Below are 15,959 nucleotides of genomic sequence, written 5' to 3' on the forward strand. Positions count from 1 at the left end.
AGATAGCTACTCTGCCTGCCGTGCTCGGCTGCGGGCTGCGGTCAGTTCGCTGGTCGTGTGGCTGAGGCGGTCGGCAAGCACGCGCATGACTTCGATGGTAATTTCGGGAAAGTCCGTCAGCAGTTTTATGAAATGCTCCTTGCGGATGCGAAGGGCTTCGACCGCGGTGACGGCGCGGACCGTTGCCGTGCGCGCGACATCGCAGAGAATGGCGATCTCGCCGACGATCGCATTGTTCTCGACTTCGGCAATCTTGTACTGGCCCGTCGGGGAATCGACGAGGATCTCTGCACGGCCCGTCAGCACGACATAGGCAGCGTCGCCGGAATCGCCCTGGTGGAACAGGACTTCCCCGGCCCGGTATCCCACCCGGTCCGATGTAAAGGCGAGCAATTTCAGCTTTGCCGGCTCGACCCCGGAAAACAGCGGAATCCGCCGCAGCATTTGAACTTCATCCTTGAGAAGCATGTCGTGCCTGTACCCCTAATTCCCATCAGCGCCTCTGCGCAAATCAGCTATCCGTGTCGGCCCGTTTCTTGTCTTGGCGACGGGCTCGATGCGGATAGTCCCATATTATGATGACACCAGTTCCTTAAATATACCGTTATTCTCGACCAGTGTCGCGTGTGTTCCATCTTCCACCAGCATTCCCCTGTCGAACACCAGCACGCGATCGAACAGATGCGCCAATCCTGCGTTTGACAGAACCCAGACGATAGCCGGATCGCGGCCATCACGCTGTACCAGCTTGATGACGTCGCGCACGATCTCGTCCTGAACGCGATGATCGAGGCCGGGCATCGGCCGATTGAAGATGTAATATTCCGATCGCCGCACCAGCGCCCGCGCCAGATTGAGCTTTTGACGCTGAAACGACGTCAGGCGCTTGCCGCCCGCGCCGACATTGAAATCGAGACCGATCGCGAGAACCTGTTCGTGCAGGCCCAGCGTATTCAAAAGGGCGCTGACGATCGCCCGGATGCGCTTGGAGCCATCCGCGTGTTTGTGGCTGATGCGGCCGAACAGAACATTGTCCATCAGGCTGGCGGAGGCCGTGTAGTGAGCCGGGTCGTAGCGTTCGAAGGCGTCCTGCATGTCATCAGGCAGCCCTTGGTGGAATTCGCGGCGCACATCGACGATCTTGGCCATCAGCTCATCGGTCAGAAGACCGAAACGGTGGCGGGGCTCGATGTAGAGGAAGCTCAGCCGGATGATGCTGGCCCTTTCCTCCTCGCTCACCTGATCGACGTTCTTGCCCCTCAGCTTCTGTACCAGTTGCTGGTACAGCGGGATGTCATCAGCCGTCATGAACGTCAGTTGCTGGAAGAATGGATGGTCCGGCGGCAGGTCGGAGAACAGCTCGACGGCGTTTTCCGCGATGCTGTAGCCCATGTCGAACAGCACCCCGTCCAGTCCCGTCCGGCCGACAACCGAGCGGAAATAGGCGTTCTTGGAGATTGCCCTGCCGCGCAGTTCCGGGCCGGTCGCCGTTCCGAACAGCAGGTTTTCGCCGACCGTTGCCTCGGTATTGTAGGCGCCCGGTTCGAAGGAGACGACGAGGCTCGAAAGATCTTCCTCCTCCAATTGCTGGCGAAGCGCCTGGCGCATTTCGACAATGCCGGCTGCAAGCTCTGGATGTTCTTTGGGGTCGACCGTCGAACGCAGCGCAAGGTCGAGGATGTCTGTCGAAAGCTGCACGGTATCGAGGACCGGCAGGATTGCCGCAAACAGGTCGTCCGCATGCGTGGCACTGGCGGCTTCGTAGTCGATCCAGTCGCTGTTGGTGTCGAAATCCGGATTACCGGCCATTTTGGCCTCGGAGATTTCCCACTTGCGCTGGGTTGCGCCGGCGCCTTCGTAGACCGCCGCCTTGCGCGGCGCATGCTTCAGCCCGTAGAGCAGGTTGTCGCGCAGGCTTCCGTAGAAGAAATAGCTGTCGGATGCGGCATAGGAGATGCTGCGGCCGGTCACGGATTCCGGCAGGTCCAGCAGGTCGTCGCCACCAGCGACAATCTTGCCGCTCTCGGGCCAGATCAGCCGGGCGAAGGCTTCGGCAAGCGAATCTCCGCCGCCGGCCGCGCCGCCGACGATGGCGATCGTTTCGCCCGGATGGATCTGCAGGGAGACGCGCTCCAGCAGTTTTGCGCCGCTGTCGTCAGCAAGCGAGAGGTTCACCGCGGCAAGCGGCGCCTTCAGGGCGGTCGGGCTTGCGACCGCCATCACCTGCACGGCTGGCTCCATGATCTTCTCGACGGTGAACTGCTCGACGACCTGCACATATTTGACCTGGACGTCCTGGCGGGTCTGGTCCCAGTCGATCAGGTCCTTCAACGGACCGGGCAGATCCTTGTAGGCGCTGATGACCGCAATGAGCTGGCCGATATCGAGGCGACCCTGCAGGGCGAGGTAACCGCCGACGCAATAGAAGAGAAAGGGTGTTACCTGGGCTAGGAAATTGTTGATGAACTTGACCAGGAATTTCCACTGGTAGAGATCGTAGCGGATCTTGAAGATGCGGCCGAGGCGTTGGGCGATGTCGGCGCGTTCGTAGTTGGACGTGTCATAGGCATGGATGGCGCCGATCCCTTCGACAATCTCGCTCACCCGACCGGCCAGCTCGCGCGCGGTAATCTGGCGTTCACGACCCAGCACCAAAAGGCGGCGGCGCATGCGGGGAATGATCACGCCCTGTACGCCGACCATGGCGGCAGCGATCATGCCGAGCCAGAAGTTCTGCATGAAGATGAAGAACAGGGCCGTCAGCGCCTGCCCGCCGAGGAGTGCCGGCGAGACGAAGGCGTCACCCGTAAACCCGCCGAGCGGCTCGACCTCGTCCTTGACCATGCTGGAAATTTCCGCGCCCTTGACCCGCTTGAAATGGTTCGGCGGAAAACGAAGGATGCGGTCGACGAGTTCGAAGCGGATGCGGCGCAGCAGCCGTTCGCCCAGTCGGCCCTTGAAGGTGTTGATATAGAACTTGAACAGACCGTTGATCACCACCAGCAGCAGGAACACCAGGCTGAGCGCAAACAGCGTCTGCATGCGTGTCAGTTCAATGCCGGGAAACAAAACCAGACTGCCGATCCAGGGAAGATCGAAACTGAGGTTCATGAACAGCTGCGTGGCACCGGGTGTCTCGAACCCGGCACCCTGGATCGGGCCGTTGACGATCTGCTTGGGCAGGTCGAAAGACAGGAAATAGGGGATCATCGAGACAGCGACGACAAGCAGGATCCAGAGTTGCTGCGAGCGGGTATGGGTCCAGATGTAGCGTGTAAGGCGTTTTTCCATGGATGAATTCAAGATGCCGTGGGGTGGGGGTCGAGAACGTAGAAGCGTCGGTCCGCATAGGGCGTGCCGGCAATCTCTGCATCATGCAGGCGCAGGTCGAACATGCAGCGCAGGGAAAGCGTTGGGCGGTTGACGATATGGGGAACCTGAGATGCTGCCCGCTCCAGCTCCGGGGCATAGTCTATGATCACCGTTTTGGCATTGTCGATGAGAGAGAACAAGAGCTTTCCGAGCGGATCGCTGTTTCCGAACGGCTTCAGCGAGTAACCCAGAAGCACGAGACCATAGCTGCCGGGGGCATAGGCATATTCGATTTCCTGGAATTTCCTGGGGACATGGCGGACCGAGCAGGGTCGCCCGTTCAGCGCGTCCGCTTCAAAAGCCCGCGTTTTCGGATCGATGGACAGGACAGAGCGCGGATGGTGTGTCAGGTATCCGGTAATCGGTTGTGCATGGCCGCCGATTTCGAGGATATGCGGGCATTCCCGCAGGAAATGCGCGGCCACGACCTGACGCATGGTCGAGCCGACGCCTGCAAGATGCGGCAGGTTGCCTGCCGATCCAGCCTGCGTTGCTGCGGCGCCCTCCGCTGGATGTCCCTGCATTCCTTGCGCTCCCGAAAACAGCAGACTACAACACGGCCATGATGAAAACCACCCGCACGGATGAAGCAAACACAACAGATTGGCACGAGAGCGCGTTCGATGTGGCGCGCGGATTATCGGCCTATACGGGCAGTTCCCTGATCGCCGGACTGGCCGAAGTAATCGCCCGTCATCCGCAGGCCGACGTCGGCAATGCCTTCAATCACAAGCAGGTCGCCTGCAAGGTCTGGGCCCGTGACAGTCTGTTCGACAGCCTCGGCGGCACTTTCGGGCGGATCGTGCTTCTGGGCGGCTGGTATGGCGTGCTGGCGGGCATGCTGTTTGATGATGCCCGCTTCTCTATCGAGCGGATCGACAGCGTCGATATCGACGAGAGCGTTGCGGACGTTGCCAGAACGCTGAATGCTTGCGCCGGTGCGCGCTTCCAGGCGCTGACGCAGGATATGTATGCGCTGGACTATGCCGGCCTTCATGCCGATCTTGTCATCAATACCAGCTGCGAGCACATCGCCAACCTGCGCGCCTGGCTTTCGCTTCTGCCGGCCGGCACGCGGGTGCTGCTGCAGTCCAACGACTATTTCAGCGAACCGACGCATATCAACTGCGTGCCTTCGCTGGAGGCATTTGTTGCCCAGGCGGGATTGAGCCAGCTGGATTATTCAGGCGCGCTGCCGATGAAGAAATATACGCGCTTCATGCTGATCGGTAAGGTCTAGGCCGGGTCAGAGAAGCGCGCGCAGGATGGCTGCCGTGTGTCTTGCGCCATTCAGATCCAGTCCATGGATCCTCTCGGCGGGATGTGCGAGCGCCCGCTCGATGGCTTGCTGCATGCTCTGTGCCGACAGGGCGTCCTCGGTCAGAACCTGCGCCAGTCCAAGCTTTTCCAGCCTGGTCGCCCGCGTCGTCTGCTCCGTCTCGCCGCCGGCCGTAAAGGGAATGAGCAGGGACTGGCAGCCGGCCTGCAGGACATCGCAGACGGTGTTGTAGCCGGCCTGCGACACCGAAAGCCGCGCGCCGGTCAACAGACTGGCAAAGTCGCTGCGGAAGCGCACGATGTCCACATGGACCGGCGCTTCGGCCGCAAGCGCGTCGAAATCCGCCTGGGGCAGGTTGGGGCCGGTGATCAGGCACCATCGACCCTTGCCGATCGCAATTGCGGCCCCGAGCGAGGCCCGGATCAGGTCGATGCCGACCGCGCCGCCTCCGGCCGAGACGACCACGTCGAACTGTTCGACGGCTTGTTGTGGTACGGGGGCAGCCACAAGGCCGGTGTAGGAGACCTTGTCGATGATTTCCGAAGCCAGCGGAAACGTGTCTTCCAGCCTGGCAAAGCCGGGATCGCCATGCACGAGAATGCGATCGAAATGCTGCTTGATCAGCGCCACGGTCTCTTCATCGCGCCCCGGCTTGGCGCGCTCCTGCAGAATGTCGCGCAAGGAGGTCATCACCAGCGGCTTCGGCGTGGTTGCCGCGATCGTATCCAGTAGCGGCAGGAGTTCGAAGCGGACCTGCCGGCGGCCGAAGGGAAAGGCTTCCAGCAGAACGATGTCCGGCCGGCACTCCTGAAAGGCTGCGAGCAAGAGGTCGCGACGCCTGTCCTTGAAGGCCTCGTCGATCGGTTGGCCATGCGCGTCCGTCAGGCCCGAAAAACCGGCATCGCCCGCCATGATCGCGGGCAGGGCGATATGGCGCACGCCCGGTCCCGGAAAGCCTTTGACGGGCGATCCGCCCGTGATCACGGTGACATCGAATCCGTCGTCTGAAAGCGCCGCAGCAATGCGGCTCGCGCGGGCCAGATGGCCGATGCCGAGCAGGTGCTGGACGTAGAAGAAGACGCGCGGTTGTCCCGGGATCGTCGTCATGGTGTCGCCTGCCATTCCGCTTCGAAAAGGTCCTTCAGCTGACGAATGCTGGCATGGTGATCGAATTCGGTGCGCACCCTGTGCTCCGCCGCATCGCCCAGCCGCACCCGGAGGGACGGATTGCGGATGGCCGTTTCCAGCGCTGCGGCAAAGGCCTGCGGATCTTCCGGCGGCACGACAAAACCGTTTTCGCCATCGATGAGCAGTTCCGGTATGCCGGAGATATTGGTCGAAATGCAGACAAGACGCTGGCTGGACGCTTCCACCAGAACATTCGGCAGTCCGTCGCGGTCGCCATCGGCAGTGATGCGGCAGGGCAGGGCAAAGATGTCGGCCTCGCGGTAGCGCGACAAAACTTCCTTTTGGTCGAGCGCGCCGCGCCAGGACAGTTTCCCGGCAATGCCCAGTTCCGTGGCGAGCGCCTGAAGTTTTTTCAGTTCGCCGCCGTCGCCGATATGCTCGAACCGCCAGTTGAGATCCGCCGGCAAGAGGCTGAGCGCGCGCAACAGGATGTCGAAGCCTTTTTTCTCGACGGCACGTCCGACGCTCAGAATGGTCACCGGCTGATCCGAGGCGGATCCGTCCTTGGGCAGGCGCTCGCCAGAAAATGGTGCGAAGCGGGCGAGATCAAGCCCGTGATAGCTGAGATGAACAGGGCTTTTTCCGTTTGCGAGGATGCGCAGGTGATCGAATCCGGTTTGTGTACAGGTCACCGTCCAGCGCGTCGAGGCCAGCTTTCCGGCCAGTTCCCAGTCCGGGGAGGTCCAGATGTCCTTGGCATGGGCCGAACAGGTCCACGGCGTGCCGCTGATCAGGCTGGCATAGGCGGCAACCGAGGCGGGCGTGTGGATGAAATGCGCATGCAGCCATCCGGCACCCTGCGGCCATTCGGCGGCGAGCACGGCCGCCTGGCCGAAGCGGCGGATCCGGTTGCGGCTGCGGTCCCTGCGAAAATCGCCCAGCATGGCGGCGAGCCCGCGCCAGAAACCCTGCTTGGGAAGACAGGCGAGAACGGCCCGAGCCAAACGCATCGGCTCTTCGTGCAGATATTCCGGAAGATAGTGCACCGGCGCCCGGATCTCGTCGTGCACGGGGTGACGCTTCGTGTCCGTCGGCCGGCGGAGGGCGACCAGAACAAGTTCGAAACCGGCTCTCTCGAGGCCCAGCAGTTCCTGTGCGATGAACGTTTCCGATAGGCGCGGATAGCCTTTCAGCACCACGACGATTTTACGGGTCTGCTGCAAGCGACTACCCTTTGACAACCGAAAGATGTTCGCTGTCACGACGGCCGAGCCATTCGCCGACGATCTGTGAAATGTTCGAAAGACCCTCGAGCGTCATGCCTGAAGCGCTTTTCGACGGCGGGTCGCGCATCGGCAAGGCTTTCAGCGCTGCCGCCAGCCGCATCGGGTCCTTTGCCTCCTCGGGCAGCAGCATGTCGATGAGGCCGAGTTCGGAGGCACGCGTGGCGCGGATCAACTGCTCCTCGCGCGGCATGACGCGCGGCACGATCAGCGCCGGCTTGTCGAAGGAGAGGATCTCGCAATAGGTGTTGTATCCGCCCATGGCGACGACGGCCGTGGCACCGGCAATCAGCTCCTCCATGCGGTTGTCGAACTCGATAACCTCCACATAGGGGACCTTTGCCCCCTTGCGCACGAGCTTGTGGCGCTGCTTGGCAGGCATGTAGGGGCCGAGAACGATCAGCGCGCGATGGGTGAGGGTCGGATCCTCCTGATAGGCGTCGATGACGTCGTGGATGAGGTCGGAGCCATCCCCGCCGCCGCCGGTCGTCACCAGGATGTAGTCGCCCTTGGGCTTGTGGTCGGGTTCGCCGTCCGGCGAGGTGCTGCGCTGGAGGAAACCGACGAAGTCCATCTTCGAGCGGACCGATGACGGAACGTCCAGCCCGACCAGCGGATCGTAGAAGTCCGGTGGCCCGTAGACCCAGACGCTGTCGTAGAACTGGCCGATCTTGCGCATGACATCGTTGCGCTTCCATTCGGCATCAAGCAGATGCGGTGCGTCCATGACCTCGCGCAGGCCCAGAACCAGCGTTGTTCCCTGCTTCTTCAGGAAGGCCAGCGTTTCCTCGACCTCTCCGCCCAGCCCCATAGGCTCCTTGTCGACGATGAAGATGTCCGGCTGGAAGGTTTCGGCCGTGTGCCGGATGATCGACTGGCGCATTTTCAGCGTCTCGTGCAGGTCGATATGCCGGTCCATCGAGGTGTATTCGCCATTGCGTAGCTTGATGACGCTCGGGATCTTCACGAAATCGACGCGGGCGCGGTAGTCGAAGGCACCGGCAATGGTCGCGCCTGATATGATCAGAATGTTCAGGCCGCGATAATCCTCGACCAGAGAATGGGCGATCGTCCGGCAGCGACGCAAATGGCCAAGGCCGAACGTGTCGTGGCTGTACATCAGAATGCGGGCGTCTTCGATCCTGCGCATCACGAGCCAAGCTCCTCATTTCCCCCCGTGAAGTCCATTTCCCAATGGCGTTTCTTCGACATGGTCTACTCCACTTCACTTATAGGGATCGGCAGCATCGCGCAGGCCATCACCGAGAAAGTTGAAGGCCAGAATCACGAGAATGACGGGGATAGTCGGAAACAGCAGCCAGGGATAGAAGGCAATGACGCTGACGCTGCGCGCCTCGGTCAGGAGGATGCCCCAGCTGGTGATCGGCGGACGCAGGCCAAGCCCGAGGAAACTCAGTGCCGTTTCGCCAAGGATCATGCCGGGGATCGACAGGGTTGCGGTGGCGATCAGGTGCGACATGAAGCCCGGCACCAGATGGCGCCCGATGATGCGGCCGCTTTTGGCCCCCATCAGCTGTGCCGCCAGGACATAGTCCTCTTCACGCAGCGCCAGCAGCTTCGAGCGCACCGCGCGCGCAAGACCGGTCCAGTCGAGAAGGCCGAGGATTGCGGTAATACCGAGATAGATGACGATCGGGCTCCAGGTCACCGGCATGATCGCCGCCAGCGCCATCCACAGGGGAATGCTGGGGATCGACTGCAGCACTTCGATGATGCGCTGGACGATCAGGTCGAAGACGCCGCCGTGATAGCCGGCGAGGCCGCCGATGACGATGCCGAGAACGAAACTCATGGTGATGCCGAGCAGGCCGATGGTCAGCGAGATACGGGCGCCGTACAGGATGCGCGAGAGCACGTCACGGCCGAGCCGGTCGCTGCCGAGCAGGAAAAACTGTCCGCCTTCGGCCGGGCAGACGAGATGGGTACTTGCATCGAAGAGACCCCAGAACCGATACCCGTCCCCGCTGCAGAAGAAGCGCAGCGGCTGGATGTCCGTCCGGTCCTCCGTGTAGACGCGGCGCAGCGTATCCATGTCGAGACGCATGTCGCGGCCGTAGACGAAGGGGCCGACGAAGTTTCCGTCGTTGAACAGATGCACGGCCTGCGGCGGCGCATGGATGAAGTCGACATTGCGTGTGTGCAGATTGTACGGCGCCAGGAACTCGGCGATCGCGATCATCACGTAGAGAACGATCAGGAAAATGCCGGACACAAGCGCCAGCTTGTGGCGCTTGAATTTCCACCACATCAGCCGGAGTTGCGAGGCCTGATAGACACGCGCCTGGTCTTCCGACATCACCTCGACGGAATGCGGATCGAACGGCGCGGTCGAAACATAGTGTGGCAACGGGGTGCCGGTCGACGGGATCGATGATGTCACTTTGTGCTCCCGCCTTGCAGCCTGATGCGCGGATCAAGGAACGCAAGCGCGATATCCGAGACCAGAACGCCGATGACGGTGAGGAAGGCAAGAAACATCAGGAACGAGCCTGCCAGATACATGTCCTGGCTTTGCAAGGCCTTGATCAGCATCGGGCCCGTCGTTTCCAGCGACAGGACGATGGCGGTGATCTCGGCGCCAGAAATGATCGCCGGCAGGATCGAGCCGATGTCGGAAATGAAGAAGTTGAGCGACATGCGCAGCGGATATTTGATCAGCGCCCGAAAGGGGTGCAGTCCCTTGGCCCGGGCGGTGACGACATATTGCTTCTGCAGTTCGTCCAGGAGGTTGGCGCGCAAGCGGCGGATCATCCCGGCCGTGCCGGCCGTGCCGATGATCAGCACGGGGATCCAGAGATGCTCCATGATCGACTTTGCCTTGGCCCAGCTCATCGATTGCGACATGTATTGCTGGTCCATCAGATGGCCGATCGAAGTGCCGAACCAGATATTGGCAAAATACATCAGGATCAGCGCGAACATGAAGTTCGGGATGGCGATGCCGATCAGGCCGACAAACGTCAGGCCGTAATCACCCCAGCTGTATTGGTGCGTGGCGGAATAGATGCCGATCGGAAAGGCGACAATCCAGGTAAAGATGATCGTGAAAAACGACACAAGCACCGTCAGCCATAGCCGGTCTCCGACAACCTCGTTGACCGGTAGCTGATACTCGAAGGAATAGCCGAAATCGCCCTGCAGCATGCCGGCGACCCAGTAGACGTAACGCAGGACCGGTGGCTGATCGAAGCCGTATTGACGGCGCAATTCCTCGATTTCGGCCATGTCGATATTTTCGCCCTGGGCGCGCAGTTCGGCAACATAGCTTTCGAAGTAGTCGCCCGGCGGCAGTTCGATGATGGTGAAGACGAGGGCGGAAATGATCAGAAGGGTAGGGATCATGGCAGCGCAGCGCCACAGGATGTAACGCAGCATTGTCAGCTCGCCTCGCTGTCGCCGTACCAGAAGGTATCGGGCATGTAGACGCCGAGAAAGCTGGTTGGCTCAAATCCGTAAAGACCTTCGGCCGGCACATTGTTCAGCCGCGAGGATGACAGGACAGGCTGATGCACACTGTTGACCATGCCGATCGAAAATACCTGATCTGTGAAAAGTGTGAGCATCTCGCCCCAGATCTGCGTGCGCTCCGCAGTTTCCGTCGTCCGTTTCCAGGCCTTCAGGAGATCGACGAGACGTGTTGCTTCCGGCAGTTCCGGTGCATGGCCATATTGGCCGAGCGAAAGATAATGCATGCCCCAGACGGGCCATTGCATCTGTTCATCGGCGCTCGGTGCCAGCTGACCGGGATTCATATCGGCGGTCGGCACGCCATTGTCGAGACCGGACCACATCGACATCATGATCTCGCCACCCATCGTGCGCGAGCGGAAGACATCGCGCTGCGAGGTCCGGATGAACAGCGCTATTCCGATCTTGCGCCAGTGATCGGTCACCAGCTCAAGAATGTCCGTCTCCAGCGTGCTTTCGCCGGCGGTTTCGACGACGATCTTGGCTGTGCGGCCATCGGGGAGAAGACGGATCCCGTCATCGTCCCGATCGACAAGACCGACTTCGTCCAGAAGGGCATTGGCCTGATCGGGGTCATGCATGCTCCACGCTGCCCCGTATTCGGGTTTGTAGAGCGGGCTTTCCGGGAGAATCGTGTCGGCGCTTTCCCGGCCGAGGCCGAAGAAGGAGACCATGTTGATTTCGTGCCGGTCGATGGCCAGCGAAAGCGCCCGGCGCACGCGGACATCCCAGAACAGCTTGCGCCAGACCTCGTCCTTGCAGTTGAGGTTGGGCAAAAGGGTGACGCGGGAGCCTTGCGTGCGCTTCCAGAGACTGACCTTGACCGGGTACCGCTTCTCAGAATCCTTGAGGAAGGCGTAGTCGGTAAAATCGACGCCTGTGAACTGCAGATCGGTTTCACCGGCGCCGGTCTTGGCGGCGATGATTTCCGACGAGCTGACATTCAGCACGAACTGATCGACATAGGGCAATTGCAGGCCGTTTTCGTCAACGCGGTGAAAGAACGGATTGCGTTCGAAGACGAATTGCTCGGCAGGGGGCGTGGTGCGGTTGCGCCAGGGATCGAGCGTCGGGAGCTCCGGGTTTTCGGGGCGGTACTGGCGCGACATCTTAATGTGCAGGTCGGCCCATTTCTTGACGCGATATTCGCGCATCAACGCCGAAAGCCGGATGTCGTCCTGATATTTGCGGTGGAACCTGCGCATATAGGCATGCGGCAGGAGCAGGGTGATCGGCGATGGCGCTGCCAGGCCCGGCAGGAAATCGGGGTTCGGGCCATCCCATGTGTAGCGCACGGTGTATTTGTCGATAATCTCGAAACGCGGCGGCTTGCCGTCGACCAGCAGTTCGCGCTGGACCCCGCCCGGCCGCAGATCCTCGTTGAGGATCACGTCTTCCCAGGTGTAGCGAAAGTCTTCCGATGTCAGATAGCTGCCGTCGGACCAGCGATGCTTTTCGCGGATCTTGAAGGTGAAGACGCTCTCATTGATATGCTCGAAGCTTTCGAGAATGTCGGCGTGCAGATTGAGCTTTTCGTCATAGCCGACGAGACGGGCATAGCCGTTGATCGTCATCATGCGAATGTCTTTCTGGCTGCCGATCAGCGTGCGCACGACGCCACCATAGCGCCCGGGCTTGCGGCCCATGGCGGCCAGATTGATGACGCGCGGGGTCGTTGGCAATCGGTCGACCAGGTCCGGCAGGGCGGCGGCGCGCAGGAGCGGCTTCAGGAAATCCGGCTCGACGAAACCGGCACGGGCAAAGCCGGGCAGGAAGGCGGAGGCGAGCAGTCCGAGGGTGGTGCGGCGCTTGATCACGAAACGAGCTCCCTTGCATCGGCATTGCGGCTGGCAAGCACGAAATGGCCATTGCCGAGATCGGCCGGGAAAAGCGTGTTGCCATCGTCGCCGGAAAACTGGCGGCCCCAGCTGCGCTTGTCGGAGGCGCCGCTCGGGTTGAGCGCGGCGAAATCCAGCGGCCTGTCGAGGTCTGGGAAGGGCACGGCGGCAAGCAGCGATTTCGTATAGGGATGCACTGGCGCCCGCATCAGTGTTTCGCGCGGTGCAATCTCGACGATGCGCCCGCCGCACATGACTGCGATCCGGTCGGCCATGTAGTCGACCACGGCAAGGTTGTGCGAGATGAACAGATAGGTGAGGCCGAGTTCTTTTTGCAGGTCCTTCAGAAGATTGAGGATCTGCGCCTGAACCGACACGTCGAGCGCGGACACCGGCTCGTCGCAGATCAGAAGGTCCGGTCCGAGCGCAAGCGCGCGGGCAATGCCGATGCGCTGCCGCTGGCCGCCGGAAAAACTGTGGGGGTAACGGTTGAGGAAGCGCTGGTCGAGGCCGATCGCATCGATCAGTGTCCTGACTTTTTCCTGCCGCGCCTGTGCATTGCCGCGATCGTGGATTTCCAGCGGTTCCGCAAGGATGTTCTGGACGGTCATGCGCGGTGACAGCGAAGATACCGGGTCCTGGAAGACCATCTGGACGCGCGTGCGCAGCGCCTTCAGCCGTGCCCCTTCCGCGGCGAGAACATCGAGATCGCCATCGGCTCCATGCAGGGTTATCGAACCCGTATCGGGCTTGACCGCCCGCATCAGGATTTTGCTGAGTGTGGTCTTGCCGCATCCGCTTTCGCCGACGAGACCGAGGCACTCGCCGCGGCGGATATCGAAGCTGACATCATCGACCGCCAGCGTGGCAGAGGTATCGCCCTTGCCAAACCAGCCGGACTTGCGTGTGGTGAAGGTCTTGCCGATATTGCGGACAGACAGAATGACGTCAGGACCTGTGGCGACGTCTGCCTTCTTGCCAAGCAGGTTGCCGGCATTGACCGGTATCTCGCGAAGCGCCTTCAGGCGTTCGCCGGGCTTCATGTCGAAATGCGGAACCGCCGCCATCAGCCCCTTCAAGTAGGGGTGCGAGGGATTGCGGAAGATGGTCTCAACCGGACCGGCCTCCATGATTTCACCATGGTAGATGACCACGACCTCGTCGGCCACGTTGGCGACCACGCCGAGATCATGGGTGATCAGAAGCATGGCCATGCCCATCTTCGTCTGCAGGTCGCGCAGCAATTGCAGGATCTGGGCCTGGATGGTCACGTCGAGCGCCGTCGTCGGCTCGTCGGCGATCAGCAGTGCCGGCCGACAGATCAGCGCCATGGCGATCATCGCACGCTGGCGCATGCCGCCTGAAAGCTCGAACGGATACATGTCGAAGGCGCGGGATGGCTTGGCGAAACCGACGAGCCCCAGCATCTCCTCGCTGCGCTCGCGACATTCCGTTTTCGATGCCGTTGTGTGGATGCGCAGGACTTCGCTGATCTGGTTGCCGATCGTATGCAGCGGCGACAGCGATGTCATCGGCTCCTGGAAGATCTTGCCCATGCGGTTGCCGCGGATTGCGCGGATTTCGCGTCCGTCGCGCGGCATCTGCAACAGGTCCGACGGGGTCTCCGACAGGGCGGGATCACAGAACAGGATGCGGCCGCTGGCCGACGCTGTCTGCGGCAGGATGCCCATCACGGCCTGGCTGATGACCGACTTGCCGGAACCGGATTCGCCGACCAGCGCCGTGACCTTGCCCGGGCTGACGCGCAGGCTGACATTGCGTACGGCGTCGATCTGCCCGCCCAGCATTGCGAATGAGATATTCAGGCTCTCGATCCGCAGCAGGTCTGCGCCTGAGGTCATGCCAGCAGTCTTCCTTGTCGCAATGTGGTCGCCGGATGGCCCATGCCGCGCCCGGATCAACGCTCGGCTCTAGATTTCGAGACTATCCCACGGGATTTGCCCTGTCCATGACCCGCAAAGGGGAAACTTCAGTATGCTTTCAGCCGCGATTTTGTGCCCAGAGCCGATGTCGGATGCCTGATGTCCTGGAGTTTGCCACCGTCAAAAGCCTGAAACCAAACGTGCTATTGCAGCAGTTTGTTCCAAGCGTCCGAACCGGTCGGCTTGCGGCTGTTGCGATAGAGCAGCATGACCTGCTCGGCTTCCGAGCGGCTGTCCTGCGACTGGTTCTGCGCCACTTCGGCATAGTCGAGCTTCATATTGCTCTCGCCCGGCAGAAGCACGGTGACCTTCTGGCGAACGCCGCGCAGTTTTTCCTCGCCCAGCGACGTCCAGTCGCCGCCGCAATAGGTTGCAAAGGACTGGCTCGCCACGATCGGCTGAGAATATTTCTTGGTCAGACGCTGCAGTCTCTCCACCTCGTTGACCGCGGCGCCGAAGGCGGAGAAGGTCAGCCGGTCCTTCAAGCCGACATTGCCGAACATCACATTGCCCATATGCAGGCCGATGCCATAGCGGATTTCGCCGAGCCCCTTGCGCTTCCGGTCGATGTTCAGTTCTGCCATGCGGGCGGTGGCCTGGCGCACGGCGCCCATGGCCGCAAGTGCTGCCACCTGCGACGGCTCCCGGTGCCGGCCGCAAGGATAGACGGCGAGGAAACCATCGCCGACGAAACTCAGGATCTCGCCGCCCTGCTTGTTGAAGGGCGTGGCGATCGCATCGAAGAACTGGTTCAGCGTATCGATATAGACCTGGCGGCCTTCCTTTTCGGCCAGCATCGTCGACTGGCGCATATCCGCCATGACAAGGGCTGCGCGGATGGTATCGCCATCGCCGCGGCGGATCTGGCCGGACAACACCCGCTTGCCCGCATTGCCGCCGAGATAGGTGGTCAGCATATTGTCGGCGAGCTTGCCGAGAACCGCCATCTTTGCCGCAACGGCCAGGCTGTTCTGGATGCGCAGCAAGGCTTCGATGACATTGTCGCTGAACCCATCGGGCGCATCGGTGGCCCAGGATCCCATCATGCCCTGGCCGGCCGATTCGCCGAAGGATTGCACGAAGGCGATGTAGTCGGTGACACCCAGGGTCTTGAAGTCCTCGAAGACCGGGAATTCCGACGGTGTCGCTGGGTCGATTTGCCGGCGCATGTGATCGAGATTGTTGCTCAAGAGATAATAATAGGGGCTATGCAGAAAGCGGTTGGTGTCATTGGGGCTGTTGCTGGCGCGGTATCCCTCGACGGTCACGCCCTTGCCGCGCATCCAGGTGAAACCGAGCGCGTCATAAAGCGGATGCAGCATGGAAAAGCTCAGATGCACGCGGTTCAGCGGCAGGCCCGATGCGGCCAATCGCTCGCAAAATCCCTGGACAAGGTTTTCGAGGCTCTCGCCGCTCAGTGCCGCCTGCTGCAGCCAATGGGAAACGCGATCGAGGAGAGTGGTCGAGACATGCGCCCGGTGTGTGTTCATCGCTTTTACTTGATCTTTCTTCCGCAACCCTGCGCCCCGCCGGCACGGCCCATCCAATCTCTTTTACCGGTGCATTGGATGATATCACCGAGGTCCCATATAATGAGGCAGTGTTTGCAAAACCAGATTCGCCGGTA

Annotated in this window: 12 protein-coding genes; 1 reads left to right on the top strand and 11 read right to left on the bottom strand. The window is 61.2% G+C overall.

The annotated features are described in order from the left end of the window. Positions 1-6: 6 nt before the first annotated feature. From AX760_RS21305 to AX760_RS21315, 3 genes are all read right to left on the bottom strand, one after another. Complete coding sequence (locus AX760_RS21305) at positions 7-468, bottom strand: cyclic nucleotide-binding domain-containing protein (RefSeq protein WP_071835020.1); 462 nt, start codon at positions 466-468, stop codon at positions 7-9. Between the two features lie 105 nt (positions 469-573). Then, positions 574-3,291: an ABC transporter ATP-binding protein gene (locus AX760_RS21310; RefSeq protein WP_071835021.1), complete on the bottom strand. Its 2,718-nt coding sequence runs from the start codon at positions 3,289-3,291 to the stop codon at positions 574-576. 8 nt (positions 3,292-3,299) lie between these two features. Next, positions 3,300-3,896 (bottom strand): hypothetical protein, encoded by a 597-nt coding sequence (locus tag AX760_RS21315; RefSeq protein ID WP_071835022.1) that lies wholly within the window; start codon positions 3,894-3,896, stop codon positions 3,300-3,302. A 38-nt stretch (positions 3,897-3,934) separates the two neighbouring features. Between AX760_RS21315 and AX760_RS21320 the strand changes: the two genes are divergently transcribed. Continuing rightward, positions 3,935-4,612: a class I SAM-dependent methyltransferase gene (locus AX760_RS21320; protein WP_071835023.1), complete on the top strand. Its 678-nt coding sequence runs from the start codon at positions 3,935-3,937 to the stop codon at positions 4,610-4,612. A 6-nt stretch (positions 4,613-4,618) separates the two neighbouring features. On the opposite strand, the gene AX760_RS21325 is transcribed toward AX760_RS21320, so the two are convergent. From AX760_RS21325 to AX760_RS21360, 8 genes are all read right to left on the bottom strand, one after another. After that, positions 4,619-5,758, bottom strand: coding sequence for a glycosyltransferase family protein (locus tag AX760_RS21325; RefSeq protein ID WP_071835075.1), 1,140 nt, complete (start codon positions 5,756-5,758; stop codon positions 4,619-4,621). Continuing rightward, a complete protein-coding gene (locus tag AX760_RS21330) occupies positions 5,755-7,002 on the bottom strand; it encodes a glycosyltransferase family 4 protein (protein ID WP_071835024.1) in 1,248 nt (415 codons plus the stop codon). Before AX760_RS21330 ends, AX760_RS21325 begins: the two co-directional genes overlap by 4 nt. A 4-nt stretch (positions 7,003-7,006) precedes the next feature. Then, positions 7,007-8,215: a glycosyltransferase family protein gene (locus AX760_RS21335; RefSeq protein ID WP_071835025.1), complete on the bottom strand. Its 1,209-nt coding sequence runs from the start codon at positions 8,213-8,215 to the stop codon at positions 7,007-7,009. 72 nt (positions 8,216-8,287) lie between these two features. After that, a complete protein-coding gene (locus tag AX760_RS21340; protein ID WP_071835026.1) occupies positions 8,288-9,463 on the bottom strand; it encodes an ABC transporter permease in 1,176 nt (391 codons plus the stop codon). Beyond that, positions 9,460-10,458, bottom strand: a complete 999-nt coding sequence (locus tag AX760_RS21345; RefSeq protein ID WP_071835027.1) for an ABC transporter permease — start codon at positions 10,456-10,458, stop codon at positions 9,460-9,462. Before AX760_RS21345 ends, AX760_RS21340 begins: the two co-directional genes overlap by 4 nt. 2 nt (positions 10,459-10,460) lie before the next feature. Beyond that, a complete protein-coding gene (locus AX760_RS21350) occupies positions 10,461-12,368 on the bottom strand; it encodes an ABC transporter substrate-binding protein (protein ID WP_071835028.1) in 1,908 nt (635 codons plus the stop codon). After that, positions 12,365-14,251: an ABC transporter ATP-binding protein gene (locus AX760_RS21355; RefSeq protein WP_071835029.1), complete on the bottom strand. Its 1,887-nt coding sequence runs from the start codon at positions 14,249-14,251 to the stop codon at positions 12,365-12,367. The genes AX760_RS21350 and AX760_RS21355 overlap by 4 nt, the downstream gene beginning before the upstream one ends. Positions 14,252-14,475: 224 nt before the next feature. Continuing rightward, positions 14,476-15,822, bottom strand: coding sequence for an adenylate/guanylate cyclase domain-containing protein (locus tag AX760_RS21360; RefSeq protein WP_071835030.1), 1,347 nt, complete (start codon positions 15,820-15,822; stop codon positions 14,476-14,478). Positions 15,823-15,959: the final 137 nt, after the last annotated feature.

It is taken from the genome of Pararhizobium antarcticum (assembly GCF_001885585.1).
In the GTDB taxonomy this organism is placed as follows: domain Bacteria; phylum Pseudomonadota; class Alphaproteobacteria; order Rhizobiales; family Rhizobiaceae; genus Pararhizobium; species Pararhizobium antarcticum.

Coding starts and splice junctions, on each gene's coding strand:
- AX760_RS21355 (WP_071835029.1), bottom strand. CDS start 14,251: ATGACCTCAGGCGCAGACCTGCTGCGGATCGAGAGCCTGAATATCTCA.
- AX760_RS21320 (WP_071835023.1), top strand. CDS start 3,935: ATGATGAAAACCACCCGCACGGATGAAGCAAACACAACAGATTGGCAC.
- AX760_RS21315 (WP_071835022.1), bottom strand. CDS start 3,896: ATGCAGGGACATCCAGCGGAGGGCGCCGCAGCAACGCAGGCTGGATCG.
- AX760_RS21325 (WP_071835075.1), bottom strand. CDS start 5,758: ATGACGACGATCCCGGGACAACCGCGCGTCTTCTTCTACGTCCAGCAC.
- AX760_RS21345 (WP_071835027.1), bottom strand. CDS start 10,458: ATGCTGCGTTACATCCTGTGGCGCTGCGCTGCCATGATCCCTACCCTT.
- AX760_RS21310 (WP_071835021.1), bottom strand. CDS start 3,291: ATGGAAAAACGCCTTACACGCTACATCTGGACCCATACCCGCTCGCAG.
- AX760_RS21305 (WP_071835020.1), bottom strand. CDS start 468: ATGCTTCTCAAGGATGAAGTTCAAATGCTGCGGCGGATTCCGCTGTTT.
- AX760_RS21360 (WP_071835030.1), bottom strand. CDS start 15,822: ATGAACACACACCGGGCGCATGTCTCGACCACTCTCCTCGATCGCGTT.